A 15,225-nucleotide genomic window follows, 5' to 3' on the forward strand; every position below is an offset into this window, starting at 1 on the left:
CCCCTCTTCCTAGCCTACCTAGGCATTAACTATCTAATCATTAAATTGTGAAGGCGATTCATCGCCCTGGTTATCAACCCAATCTCCTATTGAAGTCTTTTAACACTCGGTTTCATTAATACTTACAATACCTGGACAGAGATAAAAATTACTTCAGGGATTTCCTTACAAAGGAATAATAATTCCTAAAGGCCGAAGCACTTTTAAGACCTTACTGAATTTTTAGGTAAAGTAAATGAATGATAGAAATTAAGTTAAACCTAGACGAGATAGGTAGAGCTAGGATCAAGGAGGCGGAGGCGGAGCTTGAGCTTGCAGAGAAATTCCTAAATGATGGATTACTTAGGAATGCGGCAGGTAAGGCGTTCCAGGCATGGAAGGCGTACCTGTCGTATTTAGCCATTAAAAATAGGGATTTGTTCAATTTCACCGGTTATAAGAGGGTTGGTCGTGATATCAAGGTTCTAGAAACGACTGGATCCTCGCAGTCATGCCCACTAACATGCTCATAGAGGTTGCTAATAAACTGTCCAGCAAGGTCGTGGAGGCTATGGAATTGACGTCGCTCGCCCTCATCATACATGAGTATCAATACAATGGGCCTGACCCAACTGGAATTATTAGTAAAATACCGAGCGATGATGTTGCTAGGCAGGTAATCATGAAATTCATAGTTAGAATTAAGGAGGTGATTTCACGGAGTAAGGAATAACATTAAATCCTTTAATTTAACCTGCCCTGAATTATTCCCTGCCTAGGTATTTATTGGCTATTATGTCCATGACCCTGATTAAGTCGTTACTTAATACATTATCCACGTCCTCCCTTGACCTGAGCACAACCTCATTACCCGACTCATTTATTTCATAGTTACTAACGTAGAGGGCGTTGGCAAGCCATGTGGCGTATTCAATTGCCCTATTCTCACCAAAGGCCTTCACGGCATTTTCATGCACGGTTATCTCAAGTGGGTTTGCCTTTACTGTGATTAGGGGCTTACAATTGCCCATTTTTTTTCAAGGCATAATTCAATGTGGGTATTACCACTCAATGCTCTTAGTACTAGGCTTTCACCGTTAATATTGCCGTAACTCCTAACCACATTGGCAGCTAATAACTTTGTAGGGGCTGATTGGGGGCTTGCCCGTATTTGCATTTCCTGTGGCGCCTGCGGTATCTCCTGCTGTGACTGGGCAGTTACTGTCTGTGTAACCGCTGGCTGGGTAGTTATACCGAGTGATGTTAATACTTCATTAAATGCGTTAATTACGGAATCCATATTCTGACTAACCCACTCTGGGTAATGGCTTGGCTTCCTCCTTATCCTTAATTCAATGTCTCCACGCTCAATAGCCTCGTAATCCTCAATGCCCAACGCCCTGGCCAGCCTAACCGCCACTACCCTAGCAGTGTCTACGCCAAATAAATTCATGAATTTCCTGGTCACCCTAATCATTGCGTTATAGTGATGACAGCCAGTGCTTAGTTCAATGAGTATCTCGGGAATCCTTCCCTGGCTAAGGGTTGATAGGTTTATGAAGCATGGCAGGTTATTGATCCTAACCTCCTCAAGTACCAACTCATGATTGTTATATGCTCCATAACTTTTTAAGATATTGTGGCTCATAATGAATCATTAGCCCCCACTAATCTCAAAATCACTGGATTGACCTGAACCGCCCTGCTGTGACTGCTGGCGCTGCTGCGTTGGCGGTACAACCAACTGCGGTAATCCACTGGGCATCCCAGCCGTGGGCAGTATGTATATTGGGTAATAGGGCACTCCAAGCATCATGTTAGTGGCTGCAGGATCGCTTCTTTGGGCCATGATCTCCGCGAGCCTAGCCCTAATCGCGGTGTTAACGTCTAGGCCAAGGGCCATGAACTGCACGGCCCTCCTCATCGTTTCATCCTCAGGCTCCAACCTAACAATCCTACACGTGATTAGGTGAACACCAACTTCGTCAAGGAATGACCTTAGGCTCGCCGTTACGGCATCAGTGACCTTATGCAGGTTTGCGTAGACCTCATTTAGGGAGACCAGATTAAGTACCTGACTAACCGCCTGGTCTACGATTGGTGATACATAGTTCCCGAAGTCCTCAACCGTGTACTTAAAACTGCTGAATTGCACGGCATTTATGAACTTCACGGGGTCTGTGATCATGAAGTAATACGCCACTTGATATCTCATTGGGACTAACTCCTTCGTCTGGGTAATACCCTCACTCCTTGCCTCATGCCTAGCGGTGCTCACGAAGAGCACCTCAACCTCCCAAGGCACATTACCCGCATATTGAAACTTAGCGAAGAACTGCGATATTGGGTTAGCCGGCGTCTGAAGATCGTGTGCTCCTGGATCGAACACCCCCTGTACCTGCCCCTGTATCCTAACCACGGCCTTCTGGTTCGAGTAAACAATGAGCCTTGACCTAGTCCTGACATCGACCGAGTGATACTTCACTATTAAGTCGTCTGGGCCCATTTGGTCAACTCCCTTCTCATCTATTGTGGATATTACCTGAGCCTTATCGACATATCATCATTAAATTGTTAGTTTGGTTTATAAAGTTTATTGTTAAATTGAAAATTAATGTCAACAAGGGAGGTTAGATACAACGCAGTGGCTGGTGTTGGCTATGCATTTTTCGTGTCAGTGGTCACGCTAATGCTCGAGGCGCTCGCCAACATATTTTACCCAACACCACTCGTTTTAAGCCCAATATGGGCATTGGTCAGGGGTTACTGGCTATCACTTATATTGATTTTAGCCCTTTATGGCTGCTCATTCTATTTGCAAGGCCGTATAGGTCTGAGGAAATGACGAGTTATAACATATACTTTAGGCCTGCCCAGAGGACTGTTGTCTACGTCATAATTGCCGTGGCGATACTAGGCTTATTATTCGACATATACCCAGGCCCACTCTGGAGTAGGACTAAGATTGGTATCTTCATTGCCGTGAATATACTCGCAGGGGCTATAGGCGGTTACTTAGCCGTTAGATTTAAGTAAAGTGGTTAATTATTTTTCAATGAAGAGTAGGGTTTATTAGTAATTGATTGTTAATTAGTGATTGAATGATCATAAACATCAAGCTCTACGTAATTGAGGGCAGGGACGATAAGTACCTGGAGACAATAAAGGAGGCCATTAAGGATATCATGAGGGAATTAAGACTTAATGATAATATTATTAGGTTTGTATCGGTAAAAATCAGTAGAGACTACGTTGACATAATCCGTGGAATGCTACTTGGTGGTGAGGGCCCTGCTGAATTTATGCTAATAATCAATGAATTAAGGGAATACGAAATATTTGACTTACCTGCATTAATAATTAACGGTAGGAAAATAATCGAAGGAAGAGATTTAAGCCCTGTCAAGATTAGGCGTTTGATTTCTAATAGAATTAAGGAATTACTACATGGTTAATGATGTTATGATAAAAGTTTTACTCTTAGGATTACTTAAATCGAAGTAAATGATAAAATTTAAAAGACAGAATATTGCTTGGCAAATATGCCAGGTTCTGAGAGTGAACAGAATAGGCAGGGGGTTAGTTTACGTAAGGAGCTAAGCCTGTTTGAGTTAACAATAATAGGGCTCGTGGGTGCAGTTGGTACTGGCATACTGTTCTCTGCCCCTCAAATGATGGTTATGAGCGGGCCAGCAGTCATACTCGGTTGGATATTGGGCGGCATATTTTACTTCTTCATAAGCCTCATGTACATGGAGATGGGTACGCTGTACCTGAGGCTGGCGGCCCTGCTCGTTATGCTTATTACACTCATGGCCCTGTGACTAACCTGCTCAACGCCTGGGCTTCAATGGTTTGGTATCTATTCATACCACCTGCTGAAGCCATTGCCGTGGTTTACGGAATAAACTACTTCACGCATAACCTACTCACACCAACAGGCATACCCACGTGGCTCGGGGCTGGCGTAGCCGCAGCACTAATACTATTGATGGTGCCATTTAATTACTATGGCGTTAAAGCCTTTGGAATCACGACAACCAGTATCGGTATATTCAAGCTAATTCTTTACCTGATAATACCTGTTGGTTTAATGATTGCAGTCTTCATGCCGCAGAACTTCGCTGGCTTGCCTGGAGGCTTCATGCCCTATGGCGCTGCAGCCATGTTCTCATCAATACCACTCGCCATGTTTGCCTTCGGTGGCACAAGGTCATACCTGACTATGCCGAGGAAATGAAGAACCCACAGAGGGACCTGCCGCTTGCTGTGCTGCTTGTCGTCATTGGGCAGACATTAGTTTATGTGTTGTTTGCCGTAGCCTACGTAGCCTCACTTAATTGGAGTGTTTTTGGTGTTAAGCCTGGTGATTGGGCTGACCTAACGATGATCACCTCAGCTACAACCCAGTGATGTTCATTGCAGGTAAGTACGGTCTTACGTACTTATTGGTAATAGCTACAATAGTCGGTATATTAGGGCCCTTCGTGGTCGGCTATATATACCTTGGCGCTGGCTCCAGGGTATTATTCTCAATGTATAGGTCCAAGTACGTTGGTGCGAGGGTTGGTGAGATCCACGAGAGGTACGCAATACCCTACTGGGCATTAATAATATTCGGCCTGGCGGGCCTTGTGCTTGCCCTACTCTCACCAATACCGACGGTGTACACGATAATTGAGGAGGCCGTAGTTGCTGGTTACCTGGCTTCTCAGTAATACCCGTTTCTCTCGTTGTTTCCAGGAGGCAGGGGTTAAGCGGTATTTATAGGGTTCCTGCACCGGCAATAATTGGTGCGTTGGCCTTCATATTCGCCACGTGGATTGTTTATTGGAGTGGTTGGCCTGCAACGCCATATGGCGTATTACTCGTATTCGTGCTCTCAATAATATTCGGCGTTATATACAGGGTTAAGGCTGGGCTTAAGAACTCCATTTGGTATATTGTTTACATGCTCGTTATGGTTTTGATGACCTACATTGGACAGACTGCGGGTGGCCCAATGCCCATTCTTAAGTTCCCATGGGACATGGTGACAGTCACCATACTCGCCATAGCCTTCTACGTATGGGGCATATACTCAGGACTACCAAAACCATACGAAACACCACCAATTAAGTCGTGAACCCCTTCGAAAATGCATTATTTTAAAAAGTAATAATTAACCCTAATGCTGTATGTCCGGCGTGACACCAATTGACGGTAATTGGGTCCTGTCAAGCCTAAACCTGGTCCCTGAGTTTAGGTTGATGATGGTAAGGTAATTATTAGGTTAACGGGATGCGTTGAGGAACCTATTGTTAAGATGGTGTGCCATACCGTGAGCTTTAAATTATCAGTTAAAACGAGGCCTGAGGATGTTAAGGAGGTACTCAGGAAGGCTTATTACGAATTGCTTGAGGCGCTCGATACGAAGATTAAGGCGGCTAGAATACTCACGTACCTTTACAGGGAATTGCTCAGTTCCTGTAAGGATGTTATTGGGGTTGAGTGTTGATTTTTCACTGCAATTATTTAGCTAAGTTTATAAAATTGAGCATTAAGTAGTTAATTAATGTCCTCAGGTAGTGAGACGAAACCGCCAATTTCGGGGTCTCCACTAAGCCCATTAGAGCGACTACAACTAATGGTGCCTGGGTTTAGGGGTTATAAGGTTAAGGACTTGATTAGGCAGGATGACTTCCTAGTTAAGAAGGCTGTGGCCTCCATGCTCGAGGAGGCCCTTGGCTTCATCCAAAGAGCTGAGGAGGAGATTGCCCGTAATAATCCATTTGACCCATTAATACAGCAGTACGAGGTGGTACTCAGTGACCTAAGGAGTTTAATAGCTGAGGTTTGGGGCTCGCCAACCGGCGATGCCGGTATGCATGACAGGTTTAAGGTGTTTCCAGAGAACCTGGAGAAATTGGTTGAGTATGACTTGAAGCTCGTTGATACGGCTAGGGCGATACTTGACTCGGCTAAGGCCAGGGCTAACCCGCAGGTTATTGACTCAATGATTAGGGATGCCAGGACATACGTAATTGAGAGACAGAAATTACTAATACCGGAGAAGCTTGGCGAGAAGTGGTGAGTTCGGCATCATTAAAGGTAATCGCCCATGGAGGACTTACACTCACTATCTAATTCAATAATGGGTACTCCATCCGTTAATTTCCTGGCAATCCTCCTCTTAAGGCTATTAGCTGTATTGTGTGAGTGAAGTATTGGTATTGGCATTTGGGAACCAACGCATAACCTCTTAACGAGATTGACAGCACTCATTAGTGAGATTCCATAACCAACACTGACGTAGGTCGGCCTACTCGGCGCACATTGTATCGCCCACCCAATAACCTCATTGGCATTTACATCAAGCACCGGGCCCTCGACCCTGTCCACCTTACCGTAAAGTAACGACTTAGCAACACCAATTGTTGGCACCCGCATACACACCCCGAAGTGCTGGCAATACCGAGCCTATACGGGTGCGCCCTACCATGCCCATCAATTAGGACGACCTGGGGCCTAGACCTTAACCTTAGGTATGCATTTACCACGGGCTTTAATTCCCTGAAGGAGAGTAGTGTTGGTACGTAGGGGAAGGTCACTGGGCCAACCCAGCAACTCCACTCGATTATTGATGACCTACTCAGGGAATACGTACTAGCCACTGAAATTCCTATTTCCACATCACCATGGTTAATATACGCTACATCAACGCCCGCTATTAAGTCAACGTTGTTAATATTTACTAAGTCCTTCTCAATAACCTTGCTCGCCAATGCAGTCTGGACCTTCCTGGCAACCTCCAGGTGAAACCCCTTGGGCACCCTGGACCTCACGTAACCCTCGCTAGGCCCCCTAGACACCCTCATGACGATCTCCTCAGCCTACTAATGTCTATGGAGAATGCCTTGAAGCCTAGTCTCCTAAGCTCGAGCGCGCCCCATCTACTGCTAAGGCCCCTGCTGCAGTATAGTACGTAGACCCTATCCCTACCCATGGACTCAACCGTGCTCACTAACTTATTGATATCAACGTTTATAGCGCCTGGGTAATGCCACGTCTCATATTCATCCCTACTCCTTAGGTCAATTACAACGGCATCCTCAGGTACGTGGTCGATCTCCACATTGCTTGTTCCAAGCATTAACTCATCAATTACCTTACTAGCCGCGCTCGCCCTTAGCGTCACGACACTACTCAGTAAGTTATTAATAAGGCCTTGATCGAGCTTATTGAATTCATTGTTCAATTCCTCTATGGTAACCCTAGTCCTGGGCTTCTCAGAGAATATTGCGCAGAATTCCTCAGTCCTCATGGACTCCTCATAAGTCCCTATCCTCCTCGCATAATCCACTATGTCGTCCTTGTCAAGGCCGATTAACGGCCTATAGATGGGCATGTCAATGCCGTGCTCAATAGCCATTAGGTTATGCAGGGTTTGTGACGAAACCTGACCAAGCGACTCACCCGTCACAAGCCCCAACGCACCCATTGTCTTTGCAATCCTCGACGCGACCTCATAGAGAACCCTCTTGAATAATACGCTCCACATGTGTGGGTTGACCCTAGTCCTAAACTCATTAATTAATGGTGAGCAATCAATTATGAAGAGCCTTGGGTCATAACCAATGGACCACCTACTGAATAGGGCGTGTGAAACCCTGAGGAAGTTAATAACATCGATTGGATAGGCCAGCGAGCAGAATAAGGCATCCACGTAGGAGCCCCTCCTCATCATGAACCAGGCAGCCACAGGTGAGTCAAAGCCGCCGGATATAAGGCTAATAACCTGCCCTCAGAACCGAGTGGTAGCCCACCGGGCCCATTAATAACCTCGGTAAATAGGTATGCCTTATCGCCCCTAATCTCAATGAATAACTCAATATCGGGCCTCTCAAGATCAACACCCGCACTAAATGGCTTAAGCGCGGCACCGACGGCCTTGGCCACGTCAATTGAGGTGAAGTTATGCGAACCAACCCTGTGAACCCTAACCGCGAACCTCCTACCCCTAATTAAGTCACTCCATTCCTTAACCGCGGCATTGACTATATCATTCAACTCCTTAAACACGTAGACCCTAACAGGCGATAAGGACTTAACACCAAAAACCCGACTAATCAACTCAACACTCTCCTTAACCCTATCATCAGGGACCTCAACAAACAGCCTACCCTGGGACCTTGTAACTCTAGCACTAATGCCAATGCCCCTCAAACCACTAAGTATATTATGCATGAGCAATCTCTCCATCCTAGACCTCGTACCTACTCCCTTAATCGCAACCTCACCATACCTAACCAATATCAAGGCCATACAGCAATTACAAGCAATGGCAAATACCCATGAATAAAAATCTACCTCAGGTGGGTGACGACAAGCACCATTAACGCTGTTTCGCTCAATGCCCATTTACATTACCAATCATTAATAGCACAAATTATTGAAGAGTAGTTAAGTCAGTAAAGACCAATTTCATCAGGTCCTCAGTCCCGTGGAGGCACATCACCCGTGGAAACATATGTAGGGCAGTTCTTAAGTCTTTATGGTAAAAGGGTTAAAGCATCCCTTTTATTACTACTAAAATAGCCCCGCTGGCGTGGGCCGACTGAGCTGGGGTTGACCCACCGATGAGCCGTGCTCCTCCAAGGCGGGGCACATTGTCATAATCGCAGTGGCTGCAGCGGTATTGTTTCCTCTATTGAGTTATTGCTGGTTATTGTTAGTATGTCAATGCCATCCCCAGAGACTGGGTCCCTAGATATGCTCTGGTTTATTGCCTTAATGGCCAATTCCCTGGCCTCCTTAACAGTCATTCCAGCCTGTAGTTGCTCTCGAGTATTGCAATGGCCAACTTAGTGCCTGTACCCACCGCCGCGTAGTCATCCTCAATTAATGAGCCGAGCGAGTCCATTATGAAGAGGTGCGGCCCCTCATCATCAACGCCGCCGACCAGCACCTCCACGAAGTATGGAAGAACCCTATTGGAGAATAAAACGTATGATAGCAGCTTCGCCGCAGACCTAATGCTCGGCCTAGTCTTTGTGTCAAGGGCGTAAAGCGACATGTAGGCCTTCGCAATCTTAGTGAGTACCTGCATGTCGGCTAGTATACCTATTGAGGCAATGCCAATGTTATCATTAACCTTAAACACCTTCTTACCCGACCTGCTAAACATGGTGAATCCATAGGCAACCCTCTTCTCGGCGGCGAGCACGACACCATCGCTAGCCTTAATCCCAACCGCCGTACCAGTTATTAATTCCTCAATTGATGACATCAAGCAATTAATGGGCATTCCCTTTAAAAAGTTATACCCAGCAGCACCTAGTGTGAGCACACTCATTAGGGATGAGGGTGATATCCATGTTGAATGTGATATGGACTATGGCAAGTACGTGATTAATGGTATTAATTACGTGCCATGCATAGTAAGGGTTAATGAACTCAGCAAGATAATGGATGTATTAATGAGCTACGTGAGGGGTGATCCAGTGCTTAATCAATTAATGATTAAAGCCGTTGGTGATGAATTAAGGATTGAAATGCCAATCACAATAATGAGTAGTGGCAAGTCCCTTGGCGAAGTTATTAATGAATTAATATACTTAATAATTGGTATTAGGCACTGCCTACACTCCATTGAGGTAAAGCATTAAAGAGTTATCGTTATTACCTTCATTAATTATTCATGAAACGCGAATTAATAATTAAACCATTGATTGGAGCTGTGACGTACATAGTAAGCATGATTGAGGTGGTGTACGTCTGGTTGCAATTATTTAATGGGAGTGGTTATTACTACGGACTTGGGGAATTGATCTTGAAGTCCATGGGCTTATCAAGTATTGACGTTAATGACCTCGGTCAAAGCCTATTACTTGGCCCATTGGTAATGAGCGGTTACCTACCAATCTTCATAGCACTCCTCATAATAATCACAAACTCACTAATCGCAATCTACACATATAGACTCAGTAGGGCCAGGGATTTGGAAATTGGCTTCACCTCCCTCCTAGTCCTAACATCGATAATTAATGCCTCACTCATTAATTTAATGACCAATCCCTGGCTCCCACAAGCATTATCAACGGCATTAGCCATAGCCATGTATTACCACATCGATAGGGATAATAGGCCTGTTAGTGCCGCCCTCTCGGCATTAATGGCATTCCTAAGCCCAGCAACCAACCTACTCAACGTATTGGTCCCAATAACCCACTGGTTTATTAGGAGGAGGTTCAATGAGCCGAGCCAGTACGTAATGACAATAGGCCTGGCGGCCTTCACCTACTACTGGATAGCCGGTGCGTACTCAATAATCCATGAAATAACAACACAGGGAGTACTTAACCAAATTATCTACCTATTATCAACAACCTCCTTCATACAACTAGCCACTCTGGGCACAGCCATACCAGCTAGTAACTACTGTACTCGGAGGCGTTGGTTTCATGACCGTTGTCCCCGCAATCCTCATAATAACGCTTGTTGAGGTTCTCAGCGAGTTACGTGAGGGTAGATTGGCCGTATTAACACTTGCCGTGGCGATAATAATAACGGCATTAACATCACCAATATCGCCAATGTGGCCTCCGTATCAGGGAATCGGGCAGGTGGGCATTAACTGGGGATCATTAACCAAGGACCTCGTCAATATTTACAGCCTTACATCCTTAGCGCCGAGAGGTTATGCGGAGAGCACCGTAATTCCAACGTACTCCCTGGTGATTATGAATCCAGGAAAACGGGTCATGGGCTACGTAATGCCCGTCACGGCTATAAATGGTACATACGCGATATGTGGCGATTACCAACTCGTGCTTATGAATTACACAGGACTTACCGTGATAAATGACTTCGAGAAAACCATAAGTCAACTAATCACTAACGCCACGAGCTATGCTGATAACTCGCAACTAACAATTCCAAGCGGCCTATATCAAAGTGCGATCATTGTTGGTACCGGTGAATTAACAATACCTCCAGGCGTATATGTGGTCACCACAACTATAAAGGTGGTACCCGCAACACCCTATATGAATACTTTAATACCGCAGGTAATGTCAACACCATTAACAGAAACGATACTACCGATAGACGCAGGTTCTGTGGTGACCTTTGATTTAAGGTTTAATTTCACAGGGAGTATTAGTAAGGTTACTATTTATGGAGTATCGTATGCGGAGCAATCCGCAACATTATCACTGGCAATACTCAGGAATGGGCAGGTAATCGCTAGGGCTAGTGCCACCGCACCGTCCATTATGCAGGGCATGAAGCCATACCCAATAACCTTCAACGTGAATATCAACGTCACGCCCAGGACCTACGAACTCAGCGTGACAACGGACCAGCCATTAATCCTCTACGTAGCGAGCGGTACCGGAATGAGCATCATCAGTGGTAACTCCACATTCAATTACCCAAGTGACGTACCCACATACTCAATAATCTACACCGTGACGAAGACCGTGCCAGTGAGGTTCACGTGGCTGAAGATATCATTAAGTGCCGTGGGTCAGGTAACCACGATGAACATAACCAGTGGTGGTACCTATGAATTAAGGGATGTGGTTACAGTAACCCATTGGACCAACTCATCAATAAGCCTGGTGATAACCACGAATGAGCCGGTACTACCCACGAACATCACCGTAGGCCCAATATTAATAAAGCCCCTAGAACCAACACACTGCCCAACGCCGGTCATCATCAAAGCACTTGAGAAACCCGGCAAATCACTACTAATAAGCCTAATGGCACTACCAATAGCCGTAGCACTACCACTAATGCCTAAACTAGGACCTAGGATGAGGATAAGGAGGATCCTATTAATCCTTGGACTCACCCTAATGCTACTATTCTACATAGTCTGGGCCCTGGGCTTCACAAACATAGCGCCGCAGCTCTACGAACCAGAGGTCCTCAGGGTCTTCGGCATACTATTCATAATAGCCTAATCACGGCAATAATCTCGCAATCATGTAAGCCCATTACTCACCATTAAACCCGCCAAGCAGCCTCATTAAGGCCCTATAGTGCCTAAGGAATTCGCGGCCCTTCCCACCAAACCTATTGAACCTACAAACCCTCTGGGTCTTAGGGTCGTAATAATAATCATACCTCTCAATAAGCTCCCAAATCCCAGGCCAGCAAAAGTAAACCATCACCATAACCCCACATGCACAGAAAACCAAGCAACTCATGGGTATAAGGATCACGATCCCTACGAGGACTAAACTTCTCAGTAACTCTAAGTAACCTCGCCAAACTAAACAGGAGAACCTCCGTTCTCCGACCCATTGCATTATCAATTATTGGTAATGCATACGGTTATTGAACAACACCGCCTCTGATGGCGAAATCTCCATGTCATTACCTGCATGGTCTCATTAATTCCCCTGGGTCGCCAATGATCGGTATACCTATCCTTAATGCCTCGAGCATTATGTTATTATCCATGTGGTGGCTGCAGAATTCACCTAGGGTAAACACCATGACCTCCACATCACCTAGTGATGACCCAATTACCTTAGCCTAAATGGGGACTCGCCACTCACTATAACCACCAGGTCTATGTCGCTCATACCCAGCACGAATTCTCCACGGGCCATCGAACCGATTATGAATACTGCAATTGGATTTAGGTCTCTGATCGCCTTATTAATGGCTTGAATTAACTGGCTCGGTTCCTTAATATTATTCCTCTTGGCAACCTCATACACTCGACTTAACAAGGTCAACCACCCTATTCGCGTAATCTATCGCCCCCCTGGCATCCTCCTCGGTATAATGCCCATGCGGTGCGCCTGAGGGCCAAGCATTCGGATATTGTGTTGGTACGTAGTACCTATCGAGTTCGTCACCAATCCTAATTAACTCATCGCTGACATCAACGCCATTATCCCTAAGTATTTCGAGCAACTCCCTAACGCTATGCGTGTGTTCATACCGATTTAACCTCTTAATCAAAAGGGCCTTAAGCGCCTTCTCAGCGGCCTGCTGAGCAAAGTAGCAGCCTTTGAGTACCTGCTAAGCCTCAGAAGGTCAATTGCCGTTGCCAGGTCATCCTCAGCCTCATCAAGCCAACCAACCCAACGCTGATAGGAAGGCATTCAATCATTATCAGCAAGGAATACTTAATAATACTATACTTATCTTAAAACCTCCAACGCCCTTCTAATGGCTTCCCTGTGAAGTGGGCTTTGCCACGCGACGTATTTGCCAATGCCCAGCTCAGGATCCCTCTCTGGCGGTGGTTCATCAACCCAGGCCGTTGGGTCCCTGTTGGGTATTCCGAATACTATTAAGTTCCTGTCCACTAATTCATTTGTGAGTTCCTCGGGTCCCTCATTCCATAGGTAATCCGGGTCGTTAAGGGCTATCCCCAGCTCCCTCCTCCATCGCCTAATGAATTCCCCCGTTAATTTCTTATCCAGGATTAATCGCTCAATGGCCCTATTAACGTCCCAACGCACTTCATAGAGCATCTCGAGAATCCTCGGGTTTCCACCCGTTAACTTCCATACCTCCTCGAAGTCCGGCTTACTCCCAGGTATTTGATCGTATAACTGCCTAAAGCCTTCCCTACCCATGTTCCAAATGGGCATGGTGATCGACCACAGGTGCCTACCTATTTCACGTAGGCTCATCCCCTCGCTCGTGGCCGCTATGGCAATCACCCTCTCATAGGGCCTTGGCGGGTGCTCCAGAATGCCTAGTAGGCCCTTAACGTAGATCGCCGCCTTATCAGTGCCAATCACCTGGAAGGCATCATCAACAATCACGGCTAACCTGCGCATACCTACCTCTATCGTGGTTCTTGCCACATCTATTATTGACCAAATCACCCTACCCCAGTTGAATTGGGCGGCGGCCTCCCTAATCATGCCCATAAGCCTATCCTTTAGCTCGGCAATGCCCAACTCAACCATGAATGATGACTCAAGGGGGTTTACGTAAATCACGTTAAACCCAAGGCCTCTGAGCAACTCCGCCGATTGCCTCAACCACGCTGTTTTCCCGCAGCCCTCCGGCCCGTATACGACCCATGGTAGTGCCATGCCCCTCTCAGCCAAGTCCTTAACTCTACTAAGGGCTTGCTCCCTATCGGCGAACTCAACCTCCACGTTACTGGCGAACCCAAGCCTAATCCTCCTCATATTAACCCCTGCAAAGCCCTTCTAACGGCCTCCCTGTGGAGCGGTGTTTGCCATGCCACGTACCTCCCAATCCCGAGTTCTGGATCCCCCTCTGGTGGTGGTTGGTCTATCCAGGTTGTTGAGTCCCTACTTGGTAGTGGGTGGATTATTAGGTTGCGTTCGGTTAATTCGTTTATTAATTCCTCGGGTGCGTTGGCCCATAGGGTGTCTGGGTTTTCGACGGCCTTCTCGAGCCAGTTGCGCCATTTGCTTATGAAGCTTTGTGTAATGGTTTTGGAATCCACTAGCCAGTTAACCACTTCCCTAGTGTTCCAGCCCCTTGTGATTAATTCACCCAATATTCTTGGGTTACCTCCGGTTATTCTCCAGACCTCCTCAAAGCCCAACTTACCGCTGGGTAATTGGCTGTATAGTTGTTTAAAGCCCTCCCTCGCCATATTCCACATTACGTCTAGGTGCGCCCACGTGTGCCTGCCTATCTCCCTCCTCGACAAACCCTCGCTCGTGGCCACTACGGTTATCACCCTCTCATACTCAGCCGGTGGTACTCAATTAGGTTCAACAAAGCCTTAACATACATCGCCGACTCCCTAACACCAATTACCTGGAATACGTCATCAGCCAGTATGGCCACCCTACCCCGCCTCGCCCTTATTAATTCATTAATCACGTTGTAGGCGATCCAAGCTATCCTAGCCAGGGCGTTTTGACTGATTGCTTCCTGGACAAGCCTGAAGAGCTCATTCCTCAAGTCCCTAACCCCAACCTCGGCGTAGACCTGGCCATTCAGTGGGTTTACGTAAACAACGTCAAAGTTGAATTCCCTAAGGAGCTCCATTGACTGCAGTAGCCACGCCGTCTTACCACAACCCTCCGGTCCGTAGACCACCTCCACAAGCCTCATACCCCTATCAACCCAATCCTCAACACGCCTAAGGGCCAAATCCCTATCCGCGAACTCAACCCGCAGGTCAGGAGCTAAACTCAGCCAAATCCTCCTCACGTTAATCCAAATTAATGAGGGGAGGTTATATTAATACCTTAAGGCCAACTATGGCAATAGGGAGTGCCAGGGTCAAGCACCTTAAAACGG

27 protein-coding genes and 2 pseudogenes are annotated in these 15,225 nt (G+C 46.4%); 15 read left to right on the forward strand and 14 right to left on the reverse strand.

Annotated elements, in window-relative coordinates; translation table 11 throughout:
* Nucleotides 1-239 precede the first annotated feature (239 nt).
* Complete coding sequence (locus JCM16161_RS14630) at nucleotides 240-512, forward strand: PaREP1 family protein (RefSeq protein ID WP_243668918.1); 273 nt, start codon at nucleotides 240-242, stop codon at nucleotides 510-512.
* Nucleotides 503-712, forward strand: a complete 210-nt coding sequence (locus JCM16161_RS14635; protein ID WP_243668920.1) for a hypothetical protein — start codon at nucleotides 503-505, stop codon at nucleotides 710-712. Before JCM16161_RS14630 ends, JCM16161_RS14635 begins: the two co-directional genes overlap by 10 nt.
* Nucleotides 713-743: 31 nt before the next feature.
* On the opposite strand, the gene JCM16161_RS14640 is transcribed toward JCM16161_RS14635, so the two are convergent.
* The 3 genes from JCM16161_RS14640 to JCM16161_RS03150 are packed head-to-tail and all read right to left on the reverse strand — an operon-like array spanning nucleotide 744 to nucleotide 2,485.
* Nucleotides 744-1,010 carry a hypothetical protein gene (locus tag JCM16161_RS14640; RefSeq protein WP_243668922.1) on the reverse strand — a complete coding sequence of 89 codons (267 nt, stop codon included), beginning with the start codon at nucleotides 1,008-1,010 and terminating at the stop codon, nucleotides 744-746.
* Nucleotides 989-1,579 (reverse strand): hypothetical protein, encoded by a 591-nt coding sequence (locus tag JCM16161_RS03145; protein WP_243668923.1) that lies wholly within the window; start codon nucleotides 1,577-1,579, stop codon nucleotides 989-991. Before JCM16161_RS03145 ends, JCM16161_RS14640 begins: the two co-directional genes overlap by 22 nt.
* A gap of 57 nt (nucleotides 1,580-1,636) precedes the next feature.
* Complete coding sequence (locus JCM16161_RS03150; protein ID WP_054854970.1) at nucleotides 1,637-2,485, reverse strand: SPFH domain-containing protein; 849 nt, start codon at nucleotides 2,483-2,485, stop codon at nucleotides 1,637-1,639.
* 108 nt (nucleotides 2,486-2,593) lie between these two features.
* On the opposite strand from JCM16161_RS03150, the gene JCM16161_RS14645 reads away from it, so the two are divergent.
* The 10 genes from JCM16161_RS14645 to JCM16161_RS03175 all read left to right on the forward strand — a co-directional run bounded on the left by JCM16161_RS14645 (nucleotide 2,594) and on the right by JCM16161_RS03175 (nucleotide 6,052).
* Nucleotides 2,594-2,824 (forward strand): hypothetical protein, encoded by a 231-nt coding sequence (locus JCM16161_RS14645; protein WP_243668925.1) that lies wholly within the window; start codon nucleotides 2,594-2,596, stop codon nucleotides 2,822-2,824.
* Nucleotides 2,821-3,015 carry a hypothetical protein gene (locus JCM16161_RS14650; protein ID WP_243668927.1) on the forward strand — a complete coding sequence of 65 codons (195 nt, stop codon included), beginning with the start codon at nucleotides 2,821-2,823 and terminating at the stop codon, nucleotides 3,013-3,015. The genes JCM16161_RS14645 and JCM16161_RS14650 overlap by 4 nt, the downstream gene beginning before the upstream one ends.
* A 65-nt stretch (nucleotides 3,016-3,080) precedes the next feature.
* The gene (locus JCM16161_RS03160) at nucleotides 3,081-3,434 is read left to right on the forward strand and encodes a hypothetical protein (RefSeq protein ID WP_054854971.1); all 354 of its coding nucleotides are present in this window, start codon (nucleotides 3,081-3,083) and stop codon (nucleotides 3,432-3,434) included.
* An 87-nt stretch (nucleotides 3,435-3,521) separates the two neighbouring features.
* Complete coding sequence (locus tag JCM16161_RS14655) at nucleotides 3,522-3,803, forward strand: hypothetical protein (protein WP_243668929.1); 282 nt, start codon at nucleotides 3,522-3,524, stop codon at nucleotides 3,801-3,803.
* Nucleotides 3,800-4,219, forward strand: a complete 420-nt coding sequence (locus JCM16161_RS14660) for a hypothetical protein (protein ID WP_243668931.1) — start codon at nucleotides 3,800-3,802, stop codon at nucleotides 4,217-4,219. Before JCM16161_RS14655 ends, JCM16161_RS14660 begins: the two co-directional genes overlap by 4 nt.
* Nucleotides 4,216-4,392 carry a hypothetical protein gene (locus JCM16161_RS14665; RefSeq protein WP_243668933.1) on the forward strand — a complete coding sequence of 59 codons (177 nt, stop codon included), beginning with the start codon at nucleotides 4,216-4,218 and terminating at the stop codon, nucleotides 4,390-4,392. The genes JCM16161_RS14660 and JCM16161_RS14665 overlap by 4 nt, the downstream gene beginning before the upstream one ends.
* The gene (locus JCM16161_RS14670) at nucleotides 4,389-4,697 is read left to right on the forward strand and encodes a hypothetical protein (protein WP_243668935.1); all 309 of its coding nucleotides are present in this window, start codon (nucleotides 4,389-4,391) and stop codon (nucleotides 4,695-4,697) included. Before JCM16161_RS14665 ends, JCM16161_RS14670 begins: the two co-directional genes overlap by 4 nt.
* A gap of 80 nt (nucleotides 4,698-4,777) precedes the next feature.
* Complete coding sequence (locus JCM16161_RS14675; RefSeq protein WP_243668937.1) at nucleotides 4,778-5,104, forward strand: hypothetical protein; 327 nt, start codon at nucleotides 4,778-4,780, stop codon at nucleotides 5,102-5,104.
* 195 nt (nucleotides 5,105-5,299) lie between these two features.
* Nucleotides 5,300-5,476 (forward strand): hypothetical protein, encoded by a 177-nt coding sequence (locus JCM16161_RS14680; protein ID WP_243668939.1) that lies wholly within the window; start codon nucleotides 5,300-5,302, stop codon nucleotides 5,474-5,476.
* 57 nt (nucleotides 5,477-5,533) lie between these two features.
* Complete coding sequence (locus tag JCM16161_RS03175) at nucleotides 5,534-6,052, forward strand: hypothetical protein (protein ID WP_054854972.1); 519 nt, start codon at nucleotides 5,534-5,536, stop codon at nucleotides 6,050-6,052.
* A gap of 11 nt (nucleotides 6,053-6,063) precedes the next feature.
* Here JCM16161_RS03175 and JCM16161_RS14685 read toward each other — a convergent pair whose 3' ends face one another.
* The 5 genes and pseudogenes from JCM16161_RS14685 to JCM16161_RS03190 form a co-directional block, all read right to left on the reverse strand.
* Nucleotides 6,064-6,408 carry an endonuclease V gene (locus JCM16161_RS14685; protein ID WP_243668942.1) on the reverse strand — a complete coding sequence of 115 codons (345 nt, stop codon included), beginning with the start codon at nucleotides 6,406-6,408 and terminating at the stop codon, nucleotides 6,064-6,066.
* Nucleotides 6,327-6,836: an endonuclease V gene (locus JCM16161_RS03180; RefSeq protein ID WP_243668945.1), complete on the reverse strand. Its 510-nt coding sequence runs from the start codon at nucleotides 6,834-6,836 to the stop codon at nucleotides 6,327-6,329. Before JCM16161_RS03180 ends, JCM16161_RS14685 begins: the two co-directional genes overlap by 82 nt.
* Nucleotides 6,833-7,720 carry a hypothetical protein gene (locus JCM16161_RS14690; RefSeq protein ID WP_243668946.1) on the reverse strand — a complete coding sequence of 296 codons (888 nt, stop codon included), beginning with the start codon at nucleotides 7,718-7,720 and terminating at the stop codon, nucleotides 6,833-6,835. The genes JCM16161_RS03180 and JCM16161_RS14690 overlap by 4 nt, the downstream gene beginning before the upstream one ends.
* Nucleotides 7,702-8,283, reverse strand: a complete 582-nt coding sequence (locus JCM16161_RS14695) for a THUMP domain-containing protein (RefSeq protein ID WP_243668948.1) — start codon at nucleotides 8,281-8,283, stop codon at nucleotides 7,702-7,704. Before JCM16161_RS14695 ends, JCM16161_RS14690 begins: the two co-directional genes overlap by 19 nt.
* Before the next feature lie 347 nt (nucleotides 8,284-8,630).
* A pseudogene (locus tag JCM16161_RS03190) lies at nucleotides 8,631-9,247 on the reverse strand (proteasome subunit beta).
* Nucleotides 9,248-9,299: 52 nt separating this feature from the next.
* On the opposite strand from JCM16161_RS03190, the gene JCM16161_RS03195 reads away from it, so the two are divergent.
* Genes JCM16161_RS03195 through JCM16161_RS03200 form a run of 3 tightly spaced genes read left to right on the forward strand, consistent with a single transcriptional unit; the run spans nucleotide 9,300 to nucleotide 11,930 of the window.
* The gene (locus JCM16161_RS03195) at nucleotides 9,300-9,626 is read left to right on the forward strand and encodes a hypothetical protein (RefSeq protein WP_243668950.1); all 327 of its coding nucleotides are present in this window, start codon (nucleotides 9,300-9,302) and stop codon (nucleotides 9,624-9,626) included.
* 59 nt (nucleotides 9,627-9,685) lie between these two features.
* Nucleotides 9,686-10,462: a hypothetical protein gene (locus JCM16161_RS14700; protein WP_243668952.1), complete on the forward strand. Its 777-nt coding sequence runs from the start codon at nucleotides 9,686-9,688 to the stop codon at nucleotides 10,460-10,462.
* Complete coding sequence (locus JCM16161_RS03200) at nucleotides 10,422-11,930, forward strand: hypothetical protein (protein WP_243668954.1); 1,509 nt, start codon at nucleotides 10,422-10,424, stop codon at nucleotides 11,928-11,930. Before JCM16161_RS14700 ends, JCM16161_RS03200 begins: the two co-directional genes overlap by 41 nt.
* 33 nt (nucleotides 11,931-11,963) lie before the next feature.
* Here JCM16161_RS03200 and JCM16161_RS03205 read toward each other — a convergent pair whose 3' ends face one another.
* The 6 genes and pseudogenes from JCM16161_RS03205 to JCM16161_RS03225 all read right to left on the reverse strand — a co-directional run bounded on the left by JCM16161_RS03205 (nucleotide 11,964) and on the right by JCM16161_RS03225 (nucleotide 15,135).
* Nucleotides 11,964-12,143, reverse strand: a complete 180-nt coding sequence (locus JCM16161_RS03205; protein WP_054854974.1) for a hypothetical protein — start codon at nucleotides 12,141-12,143, stop codon at nucleotides 11,964-11,966.
* A gap of 354 nt (nucleotides 12,144-12,497) precedes the next feature.
* Entirely contained in the window at nucleotides 12,498-12,695 is a 198-nt protein-coding gene (locus JCM16161_RS03210) for a nucleotidyltransferase domain-containing protein (RefSeq protein ID WP_054854975.1), read from the reverse strand.
* Nucleotides 12,688-12,942: a HEPN domain-containing protein gene (locus tag JCM16161_RS14705; protein WP_243668956.1), complete on the reverse strand. Its 255-nt coding sequence runs from the start codon at nucleotides 12,940-12,942 to the stop codon at nucleotides 12,688-12,690. Before JCM16161_RS14705 ends, JCM16161_RS03210 begins: the two co-directional genes overlap by 8 nt.
* Nucleotides 12,939-13,085, reverse strand: a complete 147-nt coding sequence (locus JCM16161_RS14710; RefSeq protein ID WP_243668959.1) for a hypothetical protein — start codon at nucleotides 13,083-13,085, stop codon at nucleotides 12,939-12,941. Before JCM16161_RS14710 ends, JCM16161_RS14705 begins: the two co-directional genes overlap by 4 nt.
* 39 nt (nucleotides 13,086-13,124) lie before the next feature.
* A complete protein-coding gene (locus JCM16161_RS03220) occupies nucleotides 13,125-14,132 on the reverse strand; it encodes an ATP-binding protein (protein WP_054854976.1) in 1,008 nt (335 codons plus the stop codon).
* Nucleotides 14,129-15,135 (reverse strand): annotated as a pseudogene (locus JCM16161_RS03225) (ATP-binding protein). Before JCM16161_RS03225 ends, JCM16161_RS03220 begins: the two are co-directional and overlap by 4 nt.
* Nucleotides 15,136-15,225: the final 90 nt, after the last annotated feature.

It is taken from the genome of Vulcanisaeta sp. JCM 16161, assembly GCF_001316285.1.

Excerpts from the sequence above, each read along its gene's own strand:
- JCM16161_RS14630 (WP_243668918.1), top strand. The coding sequence starts at position 240 with ATGATAGAAATTAAGTTAAACCTAGACGAGATAGGTAGAGCTAGGATC.
- JCM16161_RS14635 (WP_243668920.1), top strand. The coding sequence starts at position 503 with ATGCTCATAGAGGTTGCTAATAAACTGTCCAGCAAGGTCGTGGAGGCT.
- JCM16161_RS14640 (WP_243668922.1), bottom strand. The coding sequence starts at position 1,010 with ATGGGCAATTGTAAGCCCCTAATCACAGTAAAGGCAAACCCACTTGAG.
- JCM16161_RS03150 (WP_054854970.1), bottom strand. The coding sequence starts at position 2,485 with ATGGGCCCAGACGACTTAATAGTGAAGTATCACTCGGTCGATGTCAGG.
- JCM16161_RS14645 (WP_243668925.1), top strand. The coding sequence starts at position 2,594 with ATGTCAACAAGGGAGGTTAGATACAACGCAGTGGCTGGTGTTGGCTAT.
- JCM16161_RS14650 (WP_243668927.1), top strand. The coding sequence starts at position 2,821 with ATGACGAGTTATAACATATACTTTAGGCCTGCCCAGAGGACTGTTGTC.
- JCM16161_RS03160 (WP_054854971.1), top strand. The coding sequence starts at position 3,081 with ATGATCATAAACATCAAGCTCTACGTAATTGAGGGCAGGGACGATAAG.
- JCM16161_RS14655 (WP_243668929.1), top strand. The coding sequence starts at position 3,522 with ATGCCAGGTTCTGAGAGTGAACAGAATAGGCAGGGGGTTAGTTTACGT.
- JCM16161_RS14665 (WP_243668933.1), top strand. The coding sequence starts at position 4,216 with ATGAAGAACCCACAGAGGGACCTGCCGCTTGCTGTGCTGCTTGTCGTC.
- JCM16161_RS03175 (WP_054854972.1), top strand. The coding sequence starts at position 5,534 with ATGTCCTCAGGTAGTGAGACGAAACCGCCAATTTCGGGGTCTCCACTA.
- JCM16161_RS14685 (WP_243668942.1), bottom strand. The coding sequence starts at position 6,408 with ATGCGGGTGCCAACAATTGGTGTTGCTAAGTCGTTACTTTACGGTAAG.
- JCM16161_RS03180 (WP_243668945.1), bottom strand. The coding sequence starts at position 6,836 with ATGAGGGTGTCTAGGGGGCCTAGCGAGGGTTACGTGAGGTCCAGGGTG.
- JCM16161_RS14695 (WP_243668948.1), bottom strand. The coding sequence starts at position 8,283 with ATGGCCTTGATATTGGTTAGGTATGGTGAGGTTGCGATTAAGGGAGTA.
- JCM16161_RS03200 (WP_243668954.1), top strand. The coding sequence starts at position 10,422 with ATGACCGTTGTCCCCGCAATCCTCATAATAACGCTTGTTGAGGTTCTC.
- JCM16161_RS03205 (WP_054854974.1), bottom strand. The coding sequence starts at position 12,143 with ATGGTGATGGTTTACTTTTGCTGGCCTGGGATTTGGGAGCTTATTGAG.
- JCM16161_RS14710 (WP_243668959.1), bottom strand. The coding sequence starts at position 13,085 with ATGCCTTCCTATCAGCGTTGGGTTGGTTGGCTTGATGAGGCTGAGGAT.
- JCM16161_RS03220 (WP_054854976.1), bottom strand. The coding sequence starts at position 14,132 with ATGAGGAGGATTAGGCTTGGGTTCGCCAGTAACGTGGAGGTTGAGTTC.